A 17,449-nucleotide genomic window follows, 5' to 3' on the forward strand; every position below is an offset into this window, starting at 1 on the left:
AAATAAACCTTTCTTTTTATAATTTAAAACCATAGGCTAAACGAAGAGCCACTTGATTGGTTTTGAATTTGTTGTAATCTTCATAACGAACACTAATGTCAATGTATTTATTGGCATACCCAATTCCCGGAGCCCATAAAAAAGTAGTGTCGTTGTAGCCATTTGTAACCGCAAAACCAGCACCGGCTTCACCCATTACATAAAATTGATCTTTTAATACAAAAGCTTTAAAACCGGCTTTTGCAGGAATAAATCCAAGATCTTTAACATTGTTACCCAGATCATCTTTACCAATAAATAAATTAGTAAAACCAGTAGTTAATGTTAACGATGTTTTTTTAGATAAGTCATATTGTAAACGAACGTCTCCGCCAAGTGACCAGTCATAGTCATTATCGGTAGGAATACCACCGTTTAATCCAATTCCTAATCTAAATCCCTGATCGTAATTTGTTGCTGCATCGTCTTGTGCAAAAGTTGAGTTGGAGTATAAAAAAGCGAAAGCAGCGAGGCATATAAATTGTAATTTTTTCATGGCAAATATTTTTGAATTATTAATAATGTAAAAGTAGATTAGAGGTGTTTTGAGGTCGTTATATAATTTTTAAAAATCGTTATATAATATTACGGTATGCTGATTTTAGGCTTAAAATTGGCTTATGTTTTTATTAATAGGATAGAATTCGAAGCTTCTGACTATCTTTGCGCTCAAAAAAGATTTCAAGTGAATTTAAAGCAGTACACAAAAGAGTTTTCATATAATTTAAAACTGGCATACCCTGTTATTTTAGGAATGGTGGGCCATACTTTAATTGGTATTGTCGATAATATAATGGTGGGTAAAATAGGCAGTACAGAACTGGCGGCAGTGTCATTAGGAAACAGCATGATTTTTATTGCCATGTCGCTGGGAATTGGTTTTTCGACAGCCATAACACCTATTGTAGCCGAAGGAGATGCCGAGAAAAATGACAGTAAAATTCGTTCTGCTTTTCATCACGGATTGTTTTTGTGCACCATTTTAGGATTAGTGCTTTTTAGCGTAATCATGTTTGCAAAACCTATAATGGAACTTTTAAAACAGCCGGAAGATGTAATTGTTTTGGCAAAACCATATTTGGGCTGGGTTGCTTTTTCTTTGATTCCGTTAATCATGTATCAGGGATACAAACAATTTGCAGACGGAATGTCGCTTACCAAATATTCTATGTATGCTATGATTATGGCAAACGTACTTCACGTAGGTTTAAATTACGTTTTGATTTACGGAATCTGGTTTTTTCCAAAAATGGGAATTATCGGCGCAGCACTTGGTACCGTAATTTCGAGAATATTTCTGGTTATGTTTATGCACATCATGCTGTCTAGAAGAGAAGACTTAAAACGCTTTTTTAAAGGTTTCAGTTTTGATGAAATTAAAAAATCGACTATAAAAAAAATCATCAGCATCGGTTTTCCGTCAGCCATGCAAATGTTGTTTGAAGTAGTATTGTTTACAGCTTCAATCTGGCTTTGCGGTAATATTGGAAAAACAAGTCAGGCAGCCAATCAAATTGCTTTAAGTCTCGCATCAATGACTTTTATGTTTGCCATGGGATTAAGCGTAACGTCGATGATCAGAGTAAGTAATCAAAGAGGATTAAATGATTATAAAAAATTAATTGTTGTAGCCCGTTCGATTTTTTTACTGGCTATTATACTCGAAACATTTTTTGCCATCGTATTTGTTGTATTCCATAATTATCTGCCTCATATCTTTTTAAATATGGAAAATACGGGACAAGTTCTGGATAATACTGAAGTAATTGCCATTGCCTCAAAACTGCTTTTAATTGCAGCGGTTTTTCAAATTTCAGATGGAATTCAGGTTGTGGTTCTGGGCGCATTACGCGGCTTGCAGGATGTAAAAGTACCTATGTATATTACTTTTGTTGCCTATTGGATTATTGGTTTTCCAATTTCGTATTATTTAGGCGAACATACTTCATTAAAAGCTCAGGGAGTTTGGGTTGGACTTTTGGCAGGATTAACAGCAGCAGCAATTTTTCTGTATATTCGCTTTCATTTTCTAACAAGGAAATTAATCCAAAATTCATCTTCAAATAATTAAATTTGAAGCATAAATTATATTAACACAGATCATTAATAAAAATTAAAACATAAAATAAATAAAATGGAATTACCTAAATTTTTACTTGGAGATAATACTGATTTTCCAGATGATATTTTTATCATTCACCTGGATTATCCTAGATTCATAATCAACTTAAAAGATGATGAGGTTGAATTTTTAGAAGAAGCTGAAGATCTTGACGAAGCCGAATTAAATGCCGAAATGGAAGATTTAATCGAAAAGGCAAATGAGTTCTACGACAGAGAAGTAAACCGTTACGAAGAGTAGTAAGTGCAGCATGCTTCACACAAAAAAATAATTTAAATCATCTAATGAAAAAATTACGTTTTTTAAAACCAATAATCAATTTTATTTTAATTGGATTATTGATTACTACTTTAAGCCGAATATTTTTGTTTTTTCTTTTTAAAGAAAGAGTAGAGCAAACTCCGGATTTTTGGTATATTTTCCCAATCGGTTTGCGAATGGATTTGATTTTACTTTGTTATTTATCATTTCTGCCAGCCGTTTTAATTACATTTCTGCCAAACAACTGGATTAAATTTACCAATCGGTTTTTGGTAATTTACAGCTTTTTGTTTCTGTTTCTGATTCTTTTTGTAGAATTAGCTTCGCCAGATTTTGTAAAACAATATGATACACGTCCAAATAAGATTTTCTTAGATTATCTGATTTATCCAAAAGAAGTTGTTGGAATGCTTTTAAAAAGTTACCTGACTTCGATAATCGTGACTTTCCTGATATTGGGAGTTGTCATTTATTTTGCGTTTAAAAAAGGACAAAAATATTTTCATACAACAAGCACTGAATATAAATTCAAATTAATGGTATTTCCATTAGTAGCTTTTTTATTGTTTTTTGGAGCACGTTCAAGTCTTACTTCAAAACGTCCTATTAATGCGAGTAATGCGGTTTTTTCAACAGATCAGCTTACGAATACTTTAGGATTAAATTCATTTTATACCGTTGCTTTTGCTGCTTATTCGATTAAAAACGAAGGAAACACCAAAATGTATGGTAAAATGGATGAAGCAGAGGCCATTGCCCGTGTAAAAAAATACATAATTGCGGGTCCTAATGATTTTACTGATGCTGATATTCCGTTTCTTCATGTACAGCAGCCTGATTCTGCAGCAAAGAAACCATACAATCTTGTAATCTTTTTACAAGAAAGTTTAGGAGCAGAATATGTTGGAATTTTAGGCGGAAAACCACTTACGCCGGAATTCGATAAATTATCTAAAGAAGGTTTGCTGTTTACTAATTTGTATTGTACAGGAACAAGAAGTGTGCGCGGAATCGAAGCTGTAGTAACAGGATTTCTTCCTTCACCTTCTGAAAGTGTGGTAAAATTAGGAAACTCACAACAAGGTTTCTTTACACTTGCCGATGCTTTAAAACATAAAGGATACGATACAAGTTTTATTTATGGCGGAATGGCCAATTTTGACAATATGGCTTCTTTCTTTAATGGAAATGGTTTTACTGATATTGTTGACCAGAGTGATTTTGAATCTGATGGAAATAAATATGCTTTTAAAGGAACTTGGGGATATTCTGATGAAGATTTGGTTACTAAAGCCAATAATTATTTCAAATCAAAAGGAGATAAACCATTCTTTTCTTTAATGTTCTCGACTTCAAATCACGAGCCGTTTGAATATCCGGCAGGAAGAATAAAACCTTACGATCAGAAACCGGCAACAGTAAACAACGCCATGAAATATGCTGATTTTTCTATTGGAAAATTCTTCGAAATGGCTAAAAAAGAACCGTATTTTAAAAACACCATTTTTATTGTAATTGCCGATCATAACACCAGAACATACGGAAAGAATTTAGTGCCGATAAATAAATTCCACATTCCGGCATTTATTATGGGGCCTGGAGTTCCAAAAGGTGCTGTTTATGACAGACTGGCAAGTCAAATCGATATTCCGCCTACGTTATTAGGATATTTAGGAATTCCGTTTGAAACACCAATGGTTGGCCGTAATTTGAATAAATTAGATCCAAAAGTTCAGGGAAGATCTATTATGCAGTTTAATGATATCAATGCATTTAGAGTTGAAAATCAGGTTGTGATTATGCAGCCAAATTTGAAACCGCTTCAATTTGAAATCAAAAACGACACGACTTTAATTCCTGTTAAATTAAATGAAGAATTAGCAAAAGATGCCTTAGCACATGTTATAACTGCAGGAAATTTGTATAAACAGAGTAAATATAAACTTAGGGATACTAAAAAATAGTTCTCAATTTATTTAAAAAAAAAAAGGCTGTTAAGTGTGTAATTTCATACTTAACAGCTTTTTTTTGTATCTAAATTCAAACAAAAAGGGTAACAAAAAATAATTTAATTGATCTATACTAAACCAAAAGGCGTAACCCGAAAAGCCAAAGATAGAGTAGGGACAATTAAATTATTTATTATGAAAAAAATACAACAAAAAAAATCTGAAGTATTAAAAGTAATGTTAGTGTTAGCCATTACCGCTTTTTTTGTAAGCTGTAACAACGACTCTGTTGAAGAGCAAACAGTTCCATTATCAAACACAGAGCAGCAAAATCAACCAAGTACTCAAAGGTATTTGCCTCACTATGAAGGAACTATTGTGAGAGCTTGGGGAGCGCATAATGTTGATTGCAGCCAGCCTGAAGGGTTTTGTAATTTTGTTCATTACGATTGGATAACCTACGGCTTTGCGAAACCAACTCCTGATGGAACACCAGTACGTGTTACAAATCAAAAAGGAAATTTTGTTATGGAAATTCAAAAAAGCGCTTTAACCGAAGAACATAAAAAAGTATTATTACGAAATGGAGAAGTTTATGTAATACCCGAAGGACAGATTATTCAACCGGAATTAGTTAAATCTTTAAAATTCAGTTCAGACATTTTAGTTCCGGGTAAATACCGAATTCAAGAAAGTGAAGAAACCTATACAATTTCAATTAATGTAAAATAAAAGAAATAAAGAAGCTTTAAGAAATTAGAAGTTCTTTTTATATTCATCTAATAAAAACTGAGCGGCTGCAAAAGGTGATATTTCATTATTTTGCACCGCTTTTTTAATTTGTTTCAATTGTGCAATAATCTCGGGCTGATTGTAAAAGTTTGATTTCAATTGTTCATCGATAGTTTCCATCATCCAAAATTGATTTTGTTCGTTTCTTTTTTCCTGAAAAAATCCAGATTCTTTGGTCATTTCAAAATAATCAGAAATGGTATTCCAGATTTCCGAAATTCCGTCTTTTGTAATCGAACTGCACGTTGTAGTTTTTGGCTGCCAGTTTGATTTTTTTAGAGGAAATAAATGCAGAGCTCTGTTAAATTCAACTTTTGCCTGATTGGCTTTCTTGATATTATCGCCGTCTGCTTTATTAATAACGATGGCATCTGCCATTTCCATAATACCGCGTTTAATGCCCTGAAGTTCGTCGCCGGCACCGGAAATTTTCAATAATAAGAAAAAATCCACCATGCTGTGAACCGCAGTTTCGCTTTGTCCCACACCAACAGTTTCAATAATTATAGTATCAAAACCTGCCGCTTCGCACAAAATAATAGTTTCTCTTGTTTTGCGGGCAACACCGCCCAAATTTTCTCCAGAAGCACTGGGACGTATAAAAGCATTTTCATCTTTTACCAATTCTTCCATTCGGGTTTTATCACCCAAAATACTTCCATGCGAAATTGAACTGCTTGGATCAACGGCCAAAACCGCCACTTTTTTTCCTGCCTGGGTTAAATGTGTTCCAAAAGCTTCGATAAAAGTACTTTTACCAACTCCGGGAACTCCCGTAATTCCTATACGAATTGATTTATTGGAATGAGCAAGACAGCCGTTAATAATTTCTTGTGCTTTTTCAGCATGTTCAGGATTAGTGCTTTCTACTAAAGTAATCGCACGGCTCAAAGCAGTTCGGTTTCCTTCGAGAATTCCAGATATTAATTCCTGAGTTGTAGGCTGTTGTCTGCGTTTAAATTTAATTTGATTGATAGCCGAAACGTTGGTGATTTCGGGAGGTGAAATTCCAGCTTTTTCAGTTAAACTGCCGGCTTGTTTATTTAAATCTGACAAAACGCATTTTTTAGAATTGTAAAAGTACAGAAAACAAAAACAGTTTCAAAAAGTTAGTTTGCCACGAATTACACGAATTATCACTAATTTGTTATACTCAAAATGAGTAAAAATAAGTTTGCCGCGAATTCAAGAATTTTATTTTTAAAATCTTTGAGATTATTTTTTTCGAGTTAATTCGAATAATATCAGGATAAAGTATTAAAAATAAAATTCGTGAATTCGCGGAAAAAAACTTAGAATCTCAGAACCTTAGCAGCTTAGAATCTCTAAAGATTAATATCCAGCTGTAAATCTAACCTGGTGGTGTTTTGGATTTTCTACTTCGTCAGCAATTACAACTGCTAAATCTTCTACAGATAAAATACTTCTTTGTTCGTCGTTAAAAACTGGATTTTCTAAACCTAAACGGTATTTTCCTGTTCTGCCTGTTTTAGTTCCTGCGTGCATTTCAAAAGCAGGACTAAAGAATGCCCAGTCTAAATCTTTTTCTTCTTTAATAATATTTAAATAATGTCTTGCAGCATTGGCTCCAGGGAAAATTTCTTTTGGAAAATCTGGAGTATCAACCGCTTGTAAATCCGGAGCGACATATAAACTTCCAGCTCCGCCAATTGTAATAAAACGTTTTACGCCCGATTTTTTTACAGCTTCCTGAATTGCTTTTGATCCGTTTAAGAAATCATCATAAATATTAGGATTTGTCCAACCAGGATTATAAGCGTTTACAACAACATCATGTCCTTTTAAAACTTCTGCCAAAGCATCAACATTAAAAATATCGGCAGAAACCCATTTCGCGTTTGCTGTGTCTTTTGGAGTTCTTGCAATAGCAGTAATTTCATGTTTTCTGTCTGCTAATTCGTTTAAAATTGCTGAGCCAACAAATCCTGTAGCTCCAATAAGTGCGATTTTCATAATATATAAATTTATTTAGTAATAAAAAATGTTACAGTTTTGGTTAAAAAAATAGTTTTAAAATTGATTCGAAAAATCTTCCAATGAAATACCTTCCAGCTGTGCGCCCACTTTTTGGTTCATTTCGCTGTATAAAGCTTCTAAATGCTGATTGATGTTTTTTCCAACAGGGCAGTCAGGATTTGGCTGATTTTTAGCAAAACCTAAACCAATCGTTTCAAAAGTCATTTCGAATATTTGTTTTAAAGTCAGTTCAGCAGCGTTTACTGCCAATTTTGTACCGCCATTTTTCCCTTCTTTACTTTCTACAACATGATGTGCTTTTAAGTTGGCAATTTCTTTTCGAACCAAAACAGGATTTAAATTAATACTTCCCGCAATAAACTCCGATGACAAATAATCATTGGGAAATTTATGGAGCAAAGTAAGAATGTGAATCGTTATGGCAAATTTACCTGAAATCATACTGTAATAAAATATGTTACAAATTTACATCTTTTTGTAACACGAAATACTAATTTAACTATTTTTTTTGAAAAGAGTTATTAGTAATTAGTTAAAAGTGATTTGTAACTAATTGTTTGTGAGGTATAAAGTATGAGAGTTTATTTGAATTTAAAAATAAATTTGAATGACTATTTAGCAAATGTTATAGGTTTAACAAAAGAAAATCAGTAGTTACTATTTCGAAAACATGACTAATTACTATTCACTTTTCACTTCTCACTAAATGTAAATAGCTATTTTTGTGATGATCTTATAGTATGAACAACTTTCTTTTAATATTTCTATTTCTTTCGCTGGGTTTAGTTTTACAACATGTAAAACAATTTCCTACTCATATTTATAAGACACTCAATAAAATTGTTATTTATTTCTGTCTTCCGGCGATTACTTTATATCATATCCCAAAAATAAAATGGAGCAGCGAATTACTGTTTCCAATAGGAGCGGGCTGGATTACTTATATTGTGGCTTTTATTTTTTTCCATTTTTTAGGAAAAAGAAATGGCTGGTCTAATAAATTAATAGGATGTTTGATTTTGACAGCGGGATTAAGCAACAGCTCTTTTCTGGGTTATCCAATTATTGAAGCTTTGTTTGGAAAAAAAGGTTTGGAAACCGCCGTTTTGGTAGATCAGCCGGGGACTTTTGTGGTGGTTTCTACGCTTGGTGTTTTTACTGCTGCTTTTTATTCTAAAGGAAGTCCAGACGCATTAGGAATTTTCAAAAAGATAATTTTGTTTCCGCCTTTTATAATGTTCGTTTTAGCGTGTTTGATGAATATTTTCGATTATAATTTAAATGAAAATATCGAATCTGTGCTGCTTAAAATAGGAAGTCTTGTAACGCCTTTAGCGTTACTTTCTGTTGGTTTGCAATTGACTTTTGACCGAAAAAGCCAACATTGGAAATTTTTACGGCTGGGGCTTTTCTTTAAACTGCTTTTAATTCCTTTTATAATTTTTGTTCTGTATGTTTTTATTTTCAATCAGCATTCTGAAGTTATAAAAATCACGATTATGGAAACTGCAATGGCGCCCATGATTACAGGCGCAATCTTAGCTTCAACTTATGGTTTAAAACCAAAATTGAGCAGTATGATGATTGGTTTTGGAATTCCAATATCGTTTGTAACTCTTGCTTTTTGGTATTTTATTTTAAGCTTTATTTAGTTTAAAATAGTAATTACATCGAGAAAGTAGAATTTTAACTTTTTTTAAGAAAATCGATGTTTTCTATGTGCTTTTTTTGGTTAATTTTAGAGGAACTAAAAAAATATAAATTATGTCAACATTAAGATTAGGCGATATAGCACCAGATTTTCACGCAGAAACTACGCAGGGACCAATTAATTTTCATGAATGGTTAGGAGATTCCTGGGGTGTATTATTTTCGCATCCGGCAGATTTTACTCCGGTTTGTACTACTGAATTGGGAACTGTAGCCAATTATGTTCCTGAATTTACAAAAAGAAATACGAAGGTAATTGCTTTGAGTGTAGACGGATTAGATTCTCACAAAGAGTGGATTAAGGACATTAACGAAACTCAAAATACAGAAGTAAATTTTCCAATTATTGCAGATGAAGATAAAAAAGTAGCTAATTTATATGATATGCTTCACCCAAATGCAAGTGATAAATTTACAGTACGTTCTGTTTTTGTTATCGGACCAGATAAAAAAATCAAATTGACATTAACATATCCTGCTTCTACAGGAAGAAATTTTGACGAATTACTTCGTGTAATCGACAGTTTGCAATTAACAGCAAATTATAGTGTTGCAACTCCTGCCAACTGGAAAGATGGTGAAGATGTAGTTATTGCGCCTGCAATTCCAGACAGTGATATTCCGGCAAAATTCCCAAAAGGACACACACCAATTAAGCCTTATTTAAGATTAACACCGCAGCCAAATAAGTAAGCTTCTGAGTTTCTAAGATTCTAGCTTCTAAGTTTTTAAAAATTAAAAAAGCGCTGAGATTATAATTAATCTCAGCGCTTTTTATATAATTAATATTTTAACTGCTTCGTAAAAGCTTCGACTTTACTTAGCCTTTAATAACTAAAAACTTAGCATCTTAGAACCTTATCTGGAAGCTAACAAAGCCGTCATTCTTTTTTTATCTCCTACAACCCACAGAATATCGTTTTTTTCTAAAATTAAACTCGATTCCGGATTTAGGATACGATTTCCATTTCGTTCGATACCTACAACCATTCCGTTTGTTTTGGCTCTGAATTGTCCGATGCTTTTTTGAATAAATTCTTCCTGAGAAACTTCAAGCTGACGAAGTACAATGTCTGTTTCTTCGACTTTTCCGGGTGCTTCGGTTTCATTTTGATTGAGATATTTCGTGAACTCTACAATCTGTGCATCGGTACCAATTACGCAGATTTCATCTCCCGGAAATAGGCGTTCGGTTTTGGTAGGAATTGGGATCGTTACTTCGCCTCGTTTTATGTAGGCAATATTAATTCCTAACTGTTCACGGATTTTTAATTCTTCTAATGTTTTACCAACAAGATTAGATTCTTTTCCAATATCAAAAAATGACATGTGGCCATCCCACGGCATTAAATTGGCATATCTTCGGTCGATTTTTTTGTTTTCACGGTCGTTAAGGTTTTTCAAAAAGTGACTTTCAATTCTATGATATTGTTCGTTTAGTTTCTTTGGAAAAATCTGATACGCTCCAATGGCAATAATCAGGGCTACAAAAGCGACTAACGGCGAGAAGAAAATATTGAGTAAAAATCCAACAAAAAATAATCCAAGGCTCATTCTAATTAAAATAAGCATTAAAAGTGCACCGCGGTATTTACGTTCTTCCCAAAGAGATTCGACTTCATCAACCTTAACACGACGAAGCGAAAGCGCCCACAAAAAGGGAGCAATAACAATTAAAGTTAAAAGAGCAGCAAGAGTATTTCCAAATCGGGTATCGGCAACTAAAGGCGCTACAAATTTAGATGACAATAAAATAATAGCAGTAATAATAATAGTGTGCAGAATAATTTGTGTTATCGAAGATCGTAAAACTATCTGCCAGGTGCTGACAGATTTAATTGCCTGCGCATTCAAACTGTAACGGTTAATGTTTTTAACCCATTTTTTTGGCATTTTTGATTCCAAAAACAAGGCAAACGGTTCAGAGTATTTAATTAAAAATGGTGTTGTAAATGTTGTAACGGCCGAAACTGCTACAATAATTGGGTAAAGAAAATCGCTTGTTACTTTTAAAGTCATTCCCAGCGTTGCAATAATAAACGAGAACTCGCCAATTTGCGCTAAACTCATTCCGGTTTGAACAGACTGTTTTAATGGCTGTCCCGAAATTAAAGCGCCAAGTGAAGAACTGAATGCTTTTCCAAAAATGGTTAAAAGTGTAATTAAAGCAACCGGCAGGGCATAAGTAACCAATGTTTCCGGATTAATTAACATTCCCACAGATACAAAGAAAACGGCTCCGAATAAATCTTTTACAGGCTGAATTAAGTGTTCAATTTTTTCTGCCATGGTAGTTTCGGCAATAATCGATCCCATAATAAAAGCTCCTAAAGCTGGTGAAAATCCAACATTAGCGGCAAAAATGACCATCATTAAACACAAAGCAAGCGAAATTATTAAAAGCATTTCATCGGTTAAAAGATGTTTTGCCTTTTTTAAAATTGTTGGAATGATGAAGATTCCGCCTAAGAACCAAATGATTAAAAAGAAAACCAGTTTAAGAACAGATTGTAATAATTCGCCTCCGGAAACCTGATCGCTTACAGCAATAGTCGAAAGCAATACAAGCATTAAAATCGCAACGATATCTTCAACAATTAAGGCTCCAAATACAATCCCAACGAACTTTTTTCCCTTAACTCCCAATTCGTCAAAAGCGCGAATAATAATGGTTGTAGATGAAATAGAAAGCGTTGCGCCAAGAAAAATACTATCCATTTTTCCCCAGCCCATCCATTGGCCCACGCAATATCCAATAAGTGTCATGAATATAATCTGGGTTATGGCGGTGACGGAAGAAGTGCCTCCAACTTTCATTAGTTTCTTAAAGCTGAATTCGAGTCCCAAACTAAAAAGTAAAAATATAACCCCGATTTCTGCCCAGACTTCAACACTTTTCATGTCGGTTATAGAAGGGAAAAAATCAAAATGGTTTCCGGCTAAAAAACCTGCAATCAGGTAGCCTAAAACCAAAGGCTGTTTCATTTTTTTAAATAATAGAACGGCAATTCCGGCAGTCATCAGGATTAATCCCAAATCACTAATTAAGGGTTGTAAGTGGTGTGTACTTTCTGCAGCGGCATTTAAGGCAATCATAGAGTGGTATTTGTTTCAGGAGCGTAATCCAGCTTTTATTTCTTGTAAAATTCACCAAACCTCGGCTAAATAAAGTTTAGTGAAGTAATCTGGCTACTCCGGGTTAAAAAAAAAGCTATCTCGATAAAGATAGCTTTTTTTGACAAAATATTTTAGGTTTTCTTTAAATTCCTGTGTAATTACTAGGTGTTATTGCTAATAATTCGGTTTTAACAGCGTCAGAAACATCTAAAGTTGCAATAAAGTTGTGAATTGCATTTTTATCAATCGCTTCATTTGTTCTTGTTAAACCTTTTAGAGCTTCGTAAGGATTTGGATAAGCTTCGCGGCGTAAAATGGTCTGAATCGCCTCTGCAACAACTGCCCAGTTTTTCTCTAAATCTTCTGCAAATTTGTTTTCGTTTAAAAGTAATTTGTTTAACCCTTTTAGAGTAGCTTCAAAAGCAATAATCGTATGTCCCATTGGCACACCAACATTACGTAAAACAGTACTGTCAGTTAAATCACGCTGTAATCTTGAAATTGGAAGTTTTGCTGCTAAATGCTCAAAAATAGCATTTGCAATTCCTAAGTTTCCTTCAGAGTTTTCAAAATCAATTGGGTTTACTTTATGCGGCATTGCCGATGATCCAATTTCTCCGGCTTTAATTTTTTGTTTAAAGTAATCCATTGAAACATACGTCCAGATATCACGGTCTAAATCGATAATGATATTGTTGATTCTTTTTAAACCGTCAAAAAATGCTGCAAAATGATCGTAATGTTCAATTTGAGTTGTTGGAAACGAATGGTGTAAACCTAAATCAGTTTCAACAAATTTATCTCCAAATTTTTTCCAGTCAATCTGCGGGTATGCTACATGATGTGCGTTGAAGTTTCCTGTTGCACCGCCAAATTTAGCTGCAAACGGAATATTGAACAACAAACGCATCTGCTCTTCTAAACGCTCTACAAAAACAAGGATTTCTTTTCCTAAACGGGTAGGAGAAGCCGGTTGTCCGTGTGTACGTGCCAGCATTGGAATATCTTTCCATTCAACGCTTAATTCTTTTAATTTAGAAATGAAAGAAATCAGCGATGGCATATAAACCTGCTCAAAAGCTTCTTTTGTAGAAAGCGGAATTGCAGTATTGTTAATATCCTGAGAAGTTAATCCGAAGTGAATGAACTCTTTGTATTGAGATAAACCTAGTTTTTCAAAAGCATCTTTAATAAAATATTCAACTGCTTTTACGTCGTGATTCGTTACTTTCTCTGTTTCTTTAATCCAAAGCGCATCTTCTGTAGAGAAATTTTTATAGATATTTCTTAAACTTTCGAATAAACCAGAATCAATACCTTGTAACTGCGGTAAAGGAATTTCGCATAAAGCGATGAAATATTCAATTTCAACCAGTACGCGGTATTTTATTAAAGCTTCTTCTGAAAAGAAAGGTGCTAAATTTTGAGTTTTATTTCTATATCTTCCGTCAATTGGCGATATAGCATTCAATTCGTTTAGAGTAGTCATTGTTATGTTGTTTTTCGAAAGGTGCAAATATAAGTGATTGTTAAAACTTCTGAAAATTACTGAAGCGTTATTATGGTATAACTTGCAATTTAAATCATGGTTTTGAAGATTTTATCCCAAAAAGTAAAATAAAACCCAAAATTATGCGATTCATTTTTATGATGATCAGCATGAAACTTTGTAGTTGAAATCCATTTTGTGACGTAGCTTTTGTACCAAAACTGTGGAAAAAGATTTTTTTCTAAATGTCCAAAAACGCCGTACATCAAGTTTAAAAACAAATAAATAATTAAACTGATATAATTGAGTTGAAAAACAGAAATTAAAATGAGCCAGATAAAACCAAAACCTAAAGTTTCGATAGGATGAAGCACAAAAAGACTGTAAACACTTGTGTCTACATGTGTGTGATGCAGTTTATGAATAGGATAAAACCATTTTAATGTATGTGCCAGATAATGAAAACAGAACATAAAAAAGTCCATTAAAATAATCAGCAGCAAAGTATCGATTACAACAGAACTTAAAGTAGTAGAAAAATCAATTTTAATAATCTGCATTTGATACAATTCAAAACCCAAAAGTGTAATAAATATGTTGCAGATTAAACAAGCAATTACCCATTTTCGATCTTCTTTATTTAAAACGGTATTTTCCGGTTCAATTATTTTTCCAATTAAAACCGCCATTAGCAAAAGACTTATATTTTCTACAGAAAAAATAAACAGCTGCATAAGGAAGTTTAATTGCGATAATTGTTCCAGAAGGTTTTCTACGATCATGATAATTTTTCGAGTTCCAGTAATTTTGTTCTCATTTCGGCAACGCCTTCGGTTGCAGTTTTGGCAATAACTTCGACTTTGTTTCTAATATTTGGTATTGAAATAGGTTTTGGATCAATATAAAATAAAGGTGTTGTAGATGGCGTGTAGGAAATAAGTCCTGCGGCAGGATAAACCTGAAGCGAGGTTCCTATTACAGCAAAATAATCTGCAGTTTCGGTTATATCAATTGCTTCTTCCAGAGCCGGAACTTCTTCGCCAAACCACACAATATGCGGTCGTAACTGATGTCCGTTTTCGTCTAAATCTCCCGTTAGTAAATCATCTGTCCAGTCTAAAATTGCATTACGATTTCGTGTGCTTCTTACTTTTAAAAGTTCTCCATGCAAATGCAAAACTTTGGTGCTTCCGGCACGTTCGTGTAAATCGTCGACATTTTGAGTGACGATATAAACATCAAAATCTTTTTCTAATTCAGCCAGAATCTGGTGTCCTAAATTTGGACTTACTTCTTTTAACTGCTGGCGTCTTTTATTATAAAAATCTAAAACCAAATCCTGATTTTTGTGCCAGCCTTCGGGAGTTGCGACTTCCATTACGTCGTGGCCTTCCCACAATCCGTCGCTGTCACGAAATGTTTTAATACCGCTTTCGGCACTTATTCCGGCTCCGGTTAAAACCACAAGTTTCTTTTTCATTCGTATTTTAATTAAAAGATAAAAATAGTGATTTCAAAAATGTAAGACTTGCTTGCAGAGGTCTTTTTTTTAGAAGAATAAACCGTAATTCTACTTATTGCCCGGACTTTTTAAATTATTTAGTTTTAAACTCTGATTAAAGAAAAGAAAACTAAATGCTTTTAATACAATTTACAGGTTTATCTGGTTCGGGAAAAACGACATTGGCAGAAAATGTTCGGCAGTTATTAATTGAAAACAATTATAAAGTCGAAATAATTGACGGCGATGTTTACCGAAAAACGATTTGTAAAGATTTAGGATTTTCTAAAGAGGACCGATGCGAAAATGTTAGACGTCTTTTTAATGTGGGACAGCATTTTATAAAAGAAAATACAGTCGTTCTTATGTCTGTTATAAATCCGTATGAAAGTATTCGGAAGGAACTGCGTAATCATGAATTTGTACGGACTGTTTTTTTAGATTGTTCTGTAGCTAATTTAATTGAAAGAGATCCAAAAGGATTGTATAAAAAAGCATTACTTCCAGATGATAATCATAATAAAATTAAAAACTTTACAGGAATAAGCGACGTTTTTGAAATTCCTGAAAATGCGGATTTAACTCTTAAAACTGATTCTGAACCAGTGCAGTTTTCTACCCGTAAACTCTACGATTTTATTATTTCTAATATGTCATAAACCGTGTAAAAATTCGGTCTTTTTACGGTTTGTAAAATTTTGCTTATATATTCATTTTAAGTTCTTATAAATTATATATTTACAAGGCCAAAACCACTATAACAAATTTAATCCTCAGAGCCTATGAATCCTTCATCATGCCAGCTTCCGATTACTTTTTCAATCGAAAAATTACAAAATGATTTAGTGACCTGCGAAACTAATTTATGGACACCGCATTTTAATACAAACCGGTATGAAGGAAAATGGACAAGTGTTTCTTTGCGGTCGCAGTCGGGATTAGAAACAGATATTCTTTCTTTTCCTGATAAAGAATATAAAAATACTCCTTTGCTTGACAAATGCCCATATTTTAAAGAAATCATGGATTGGTTTCAATGCGAAAAAGAAGCCGTTCGATTACTGCGTTTAGGACCAGACAGCGAAATAAAAGAACATGTTGATAATGATACGTCGTATGAAGATGGTTTTTTTAGAATTCATGTTCCTATTATTACCAACTCTGAAGTCTTTTTTTATGTTGATAATAAACTGGTTCCTATGAAAATGGGCGAGTGCTGGTATGCTAATTTTCAGCTGCCTCATAGTGTAGAAAATAAAAGCCATGAACCAAGAATTCACCTAACATTAGACTGTATACGAAATGACTGGTCTGATAAATTATTTGCCGAAATGGGTTTTGATGTAAATTATGTGCCTGAAAAGACATATTCAGAAGAAATGAAACAGCAGATTATTGCTGAGCTCATGAAAAATCCAACAGAAATAAATGCAAAAATTATAGCAGATCTTCAATCAAAATAAATTCTATAAAAATGGAAAACTTACAGCATCCTCTTTCAAATTGGATTCCTTATAAATTAATAGAAAAAGATAATGAAGTTTATTTTGAATGGATTTATCTGTCTAATTTAAATTTTCTTGAGCCTTTTTTTGATGAAACGATGTCAAAATGCAGAAGCCACGAGTATAATTCAAAAAGAATGAAAGTCGTAAGTTCTGTCGAGAATGTAATTGAATGGGCAGACGAATTAGAATCTGTAGAATTAAAATCGCTGGTTTTTCATGTTTCGCGATGCGGGTCTACAATGCTGAGCCAGTCTCTGGCAACTTCATCAGAAAATATTATGATTTCTGAAGGGCCTGTTTTCGACCAGATTTTAAGAAGCGATAATTTTGGTTTAGATAAAAAAGCCACTCTCTTAAAATCAGTTTTAAAGTTTTTAGGACAAAAAAGATTTCCTGAACAAAAGAATTTGATTTTAAAACTCGACGCCTGGCATATTTTTAATGCCGGATATTTAAGAACTATTTTTCCCGATATTCCTTTCGGACTTTTGTATAGAAATCCGGTTGAGGTTTTAAAATCGCATCAAAAATTAATGGGAATGCATATGGTTCCTAATTTAATTCCGCCCACCGTTTTTGGAATCAGCGCTCAGGAAATCGAAGAAATAAGTTTTCAGCAGTACGGCGCTTTGGTTTTAGAAAAATATTTTAAAGGTTTTCTGGACTTTTACGAAACAGACCAAAATGTTATTCTTTTGAATTATAATGAAGGAATGAAAAATGTTATTGAAAATTTCATATCCTTTATTAATGTCGATTACGAAGTCAATGAACGTGAAAAAATGTTTGAGCGTTTAAAAAAACATTCTAAAAACGGAAATGTTGTTTTTGAAGGTGATTCGTTTAAGAAAGAAGCTCTCGAAATTGATTTTGCAAAAGTGAATCTCCTGCATGAAAAACTCAACAATGCTAAGCCAGAGTATTTAGAACACTGAAAATAACTTACAATTTTCTATCTGTTTA

17 protein-coding genes are annotated in these 17,449 nt (G+C 33.4%); 9 read left to right on the forward strand and 8 right to left on the reverse strand.

Going from position 1 to position 17,449, the window contains the following annotated elements; all coding sequences use genetic code 11:
• Positions 1 to 16 precede the first annotated feature (16 nt).
• A complete protein-coding gene (locus ABD859_RS16400) occupies positions 17 to 535 on the reverse strand; it encodes a hypothetical protein (RefSeq protein WP_345145674.1) in 519 nt (172 codons plus the stop codon).
• A gap of 189 nt (positions 536 to 724) precedes the next feature.
• On the opposite strand from ABD859_RS16400, the gene ABD859_RS16405 reads away from it, so the two are divergent.
• The 4 genes from ABD859_RS16405 (at position 725) to ABD859_RS16420 (ending at position 5,103) form a co-directional block, all read left to right on the forward strand.
• Positions 725 to 2,110, forward strand: a complete 1,386-nt coding sequence (locus ABD859_RS16405; RefSeq protein ID WP_345145675.1) for an MATE family efflux transporter — start codon at positions 725 to 727, stop codon at positions 2,108 to 2,110.
• 63 nt (positions 2,111 to 2,173) lie between these two features.
• Complete coding sequence (locus ABD859_RS16410) at positions 2,174 to 2,401, forward strand: hypothetical protein (protein WP_345145676.1); 228 nt, start codon at positions 2,174 to 2,176, stop codon at positions 2,399 to 2,401.
• Between the two features lie 44 nt (positions 2,402 to 2,445).
• Entirely contained in the window at positions 2,446 to 4,386 is a 1,941-nt protein-coding gene (locus ABD859_RS16415; protein WP_345145677.1) for an LTA synthase family protein, read from the forward strand.
• Between the two features lie 180 nt (positions 4,387 to 4,566).
• Complete coding sequence (locus ABD859_RS16420; RefSeq protein WP_345145678.1) at positions 4,567 to 5,103, forward strand: hypothetical protein; 537 nt, start codon at positions 4,567 to 4,569, stop codon at positions 5,101 to 5,103.
• A gap of 24 nt (positions 5,104 to 5,127) precedes the next feature.
• On the opposite strand, the gene meaB is transcribed toward ABD859_RS16420, so the two are convergent.
• From meaB to ABD859_RS16435, 3 genes are all read right to left on the reverse strand, one after another.
• Entirely contained in the window at positions 5,128 to 6,219 is a 1,092-nt protein-coding gene (gene meaB / locus ABD859_RS16425) for a methylmalonyl Co-A mutase-associated GTPase MeaB (RefSeq protein ID WP_345145679.1), read from the reverse strand.
• A gap of 276 nt (positions 6,220 to 6,495) precedes the next feature.
• The gene (locus tag ABD859_RS16430; RefSeq protein ID WP_345145680.1) at positions 6,496 to 7,137 is read right to left on the reverse strand and encodes an NAD(P)-dependent oxidoreductase; all 642 of its coding nucleotides are present in this window, start codon (positions 7,135 to 7,137) and stop codon (positions 6,496 to 6,498) included.
• Between the two features lie 57 nt (positions 7,138 to 7,194).
• Entirely contained in the window at positions 7,195 to 7,602 is a 408-nt protein-coding gene (locus ABD859_RS16435) for an RrF2 family transcriptional regulator (RefSeq protein WP_345145681.1), read from the reverse strand.
• A gap of 299 nt (positions 7,603 to 7,901) precedes the next feature.
• Here ABD859_RS16435 and ABD859_RS16440 point away from each other — a divergent pair, with 299 nt between their 5' ends.
• Together ABD859_RS16440 and ABD859_RS16445 are read left to right on the forward strand one after the other, a co-directional pair.
• Positions 7,902 to 8,813, forward strand: a complete 912-nt coding sequence (locus tag ABD859_RS16440; protein ID WP_345145682.1) for an AEC family transporter — start codon at positions 7,902 to 7,904, stop codon at positions 8,811 to 8,813.
• Between the two features lie 112 nt (positions 8,814 to 8,925).
• Positions 8,926 to 9,564: a peroxiredoxin gene (locus ABD859_RS16445; protein WP_073408764.1), complete on the forward strand. Its 639-nt coding sequence runs from the start codon at positions 8,926 to 8,928 to the stop codon at positions 9,562 to 9,564.
• 165 nt (positions 9,565 to 9,729) lie between these two features.
• On the opposite strand, the gene ABD859_RS16450 is transcribed toward ABD859_RS16445, so the two are convergent.
• From ABD859_RS16450 to ABD859_RS16465, 4 genes are all read right to left on the reverse strand, one after another.
• Complete coding sequence (locus ABD859_RS16450; RefSeq protein WP_345145683.1) at positions 9,730 to 11,967, reverse strand: cation:proton antiporter domain-containing protein; 2,238 nt, start codon at positions 11,965 to 11,967, stop codon at positions 9,730 to 9,732.
• A 163-nt stretch (positions 11,968 to 12,130) separates the two neighbouring features.
• Positions 12,131 to 13,477, reverse strand: coding sequence for an adenylosuccinate lyase (purB, locus tag ABD859_RS16455; protein ID WP_345145684.1), 1,347 nt, complete (start codon positions 13,475 to 13,477; stop codon positions 12,131 to 12,133).
• An 89-nt stretch (positions 13,478 to 13,566) separates the two neighbouring features.
• A complete protein-coding gene (locus ABD859_RS16460; protein ID WP_345145685.1) occupies positions 13,567 to 14,259 on the reverse strand; it encodes a sterol desaturase family protein in 693 nt (230 codons plus the stop codon).
• Positions 14,256 to 14,957 carry an SIR2 family NAD-dependent protein deacylase gene (locus tag ABD859_RS16465; protein ID WP_345145686.1) on the reverse strand — a complete coding sequence of 234 codons (702 nt, stop codon included), beginning with the start codon at positions 14,955 to 14,957 and terminating at the stop codon, positions 14,256 to 14,258. The genes ABD859_RS16460 and ABD859_RS16465 overlap by 4 nt, the downstream gene beginning before the upstream one ends.
• 155 nt (positions 14,958 to 15,112) lie before the next feature.
• Between ABD859_RS16465 and cysC the strand changes: the two genes are divergently transcribed.
• The 3 genes from cysC (at position 15,113) to ABD859_RS16480 (ending at position 17,421) form a co-directional block, all read left to right on the forward strand.
• Entirely contained in the window at positions 15,113 to 15,637 is a 525-nt protein-coding gene (gene cysC, locus ABD859_RS16470; protein ID WP_345145687.1) for an adenylyl-sulfate kinase, read from the forward strand.
• Between the two features lie 123 nt (positions 15,638 to 15,760).
• Positions 15,761 to 16,441, forward strand: a complete 681-nt coding sequence (locus tag ABD859_RS16475) for an aspartyl/asparaginyl beta-hydroxylase domain-containing protein (RefSeq protein ID WP_345145688.1) — start codon at positions 15,761 to 15,763, stop codon at positions 16,439 to 16,441.
• Positions 16,442 to 16,452: 11 nt separating this feature from the next.
• A complete protein-coding gene (locus ABD859_RS16480; RefSeq protein WP_345145689.1) occupies positions 16,453 to 17,421 on the forward strand; it encodes a sulfotransferase family protein in 969 nt (322 codons plus the stop codon).
• Positions 17,422 to 17,449 lie beyond the last annotated feature (28 nt).

It is taken from the genome of Flavobacterium ginsengiterrae, from assembly GCF_039539785.1.
In the GTDB taxonomy this organism is placed as follows: Bacteria; Bacteroidota; Bacteroidia; order Flavobacteriales; family Flavobacteriaceae; genus Flavobacterium; species Flavobacterium ginsengiterrae.

What these genes read in the sequence shown, in the direction of transcription:
- ABD859_RS16400 (WP_345145674.1), bottom strand. Translation starts at nt 535, where the DNA reads ATGAAAAAATTACAATTTATATGCCTCGCTGCTTTCGCTTTTTTATAC.
- ABD859_RS16410 (WP_345145676.1), top strand. Translation starts at nt 2,174, where the DNA reads ATGGAATTACCTAAATTTTTACTTGGAGATAATACTGATTTTCCAGAT.
- ABD859_RS16415 (WP_345145677.1), top strand. Translation starts at nt 2,446, where the DNA reads ATGAAAAAATTACGTTTTTTAAAACCAATAATCAATTTTATTTTAATT.
- ABD859_RS16420 (WP_345145678.1), top strand. Translation starts at nt 4,567, where the DNA reads ATGAAAAAAATACAACAAAAAAAATCTGAAGTATTAAAAGTAATGTTA.
- ABD859_RS16430 (WP_345145680.1), bottom strand. Translation starts at nt 7,137, where the DNA reads ATGAAAATCGCACTTATTGGAGCTACAGGATTTGTTGGCTCAGCAATT.
- ABD859_RS16435 (WP_345145681.1), bottom strand. Translation starts at nt 7,602, where the DNA reads ATGATTTCAGGTAAATTTGCCATAACGATTCACATTCTTACTTTGCTC.
- ABD859_RS16440 (WP_345145682.1), top strand. Translation starts at nt 7,902, where the DNA reads ATGAACAACTTTCTTTTAATATTTCTATTTCTTTCGCTGGGTTTAGTT.
- ABD859_RS16445 (WP_073408764.1), top strand. Translation starts at nt 8,926, where the DNA reads ATGTCAACATTAAGATTAGGCGATATAGCACCAGATTTTCACGCAGAA.
- ABD859_RS16450 (WP_345145683.1), bottom strand. Translation starts at nt 11,967, where the DNA reads ATGATTGCCTTAAATGCCGCTGCAGAAAGTACACACCACTTACAACCC.
- purB (WP_345145684.1), bottom strand. Translation starts at nt 13,477, where the DNA reads ATGACTACTCTAAACGAATTGAATGCTATATCGCCAATTGACGGAAGA.
- ABD859_RS16460 (WP_345145685.1), bottom strand. Translation starts at nt 14,259, where the DNA reads ATGATCGTAGAAAACCTTCTGGAACAATTATCGCAATTAAACTTCCTT.
- ABD859_RS16465 (WP_345145686.1), bottom strand. Translation starts at nt 14,957, where the DNA reads ATGAAAAAGAAACTTGTGGTTTTAACCGGAGCCGGAATAAGTGCCGAA.
- cysC (WP_345145687.1), top strand. Translation starts at nt 15,113, where the DNA reads ATGCTTTTAATACAATTTACAGGTTTATCTGGTTCGGGAAAAACGACA.
- ABD859_RS16475 (WP_345145688.1), top strand. Translation starts at nt 15,761, where the DNA reads ATGAATCCTTCATCATGCCAGCTTCCGATTACTTTTTCAATCGAAAAA.
- ABD859_RS16480 (WP_345145689.1), top strand. Translation starts at nt 16,453, where the DNA reads ATGGAAAACTTACAGCATCCTCTTTCAAATTGGATTCCTTATAAATTA.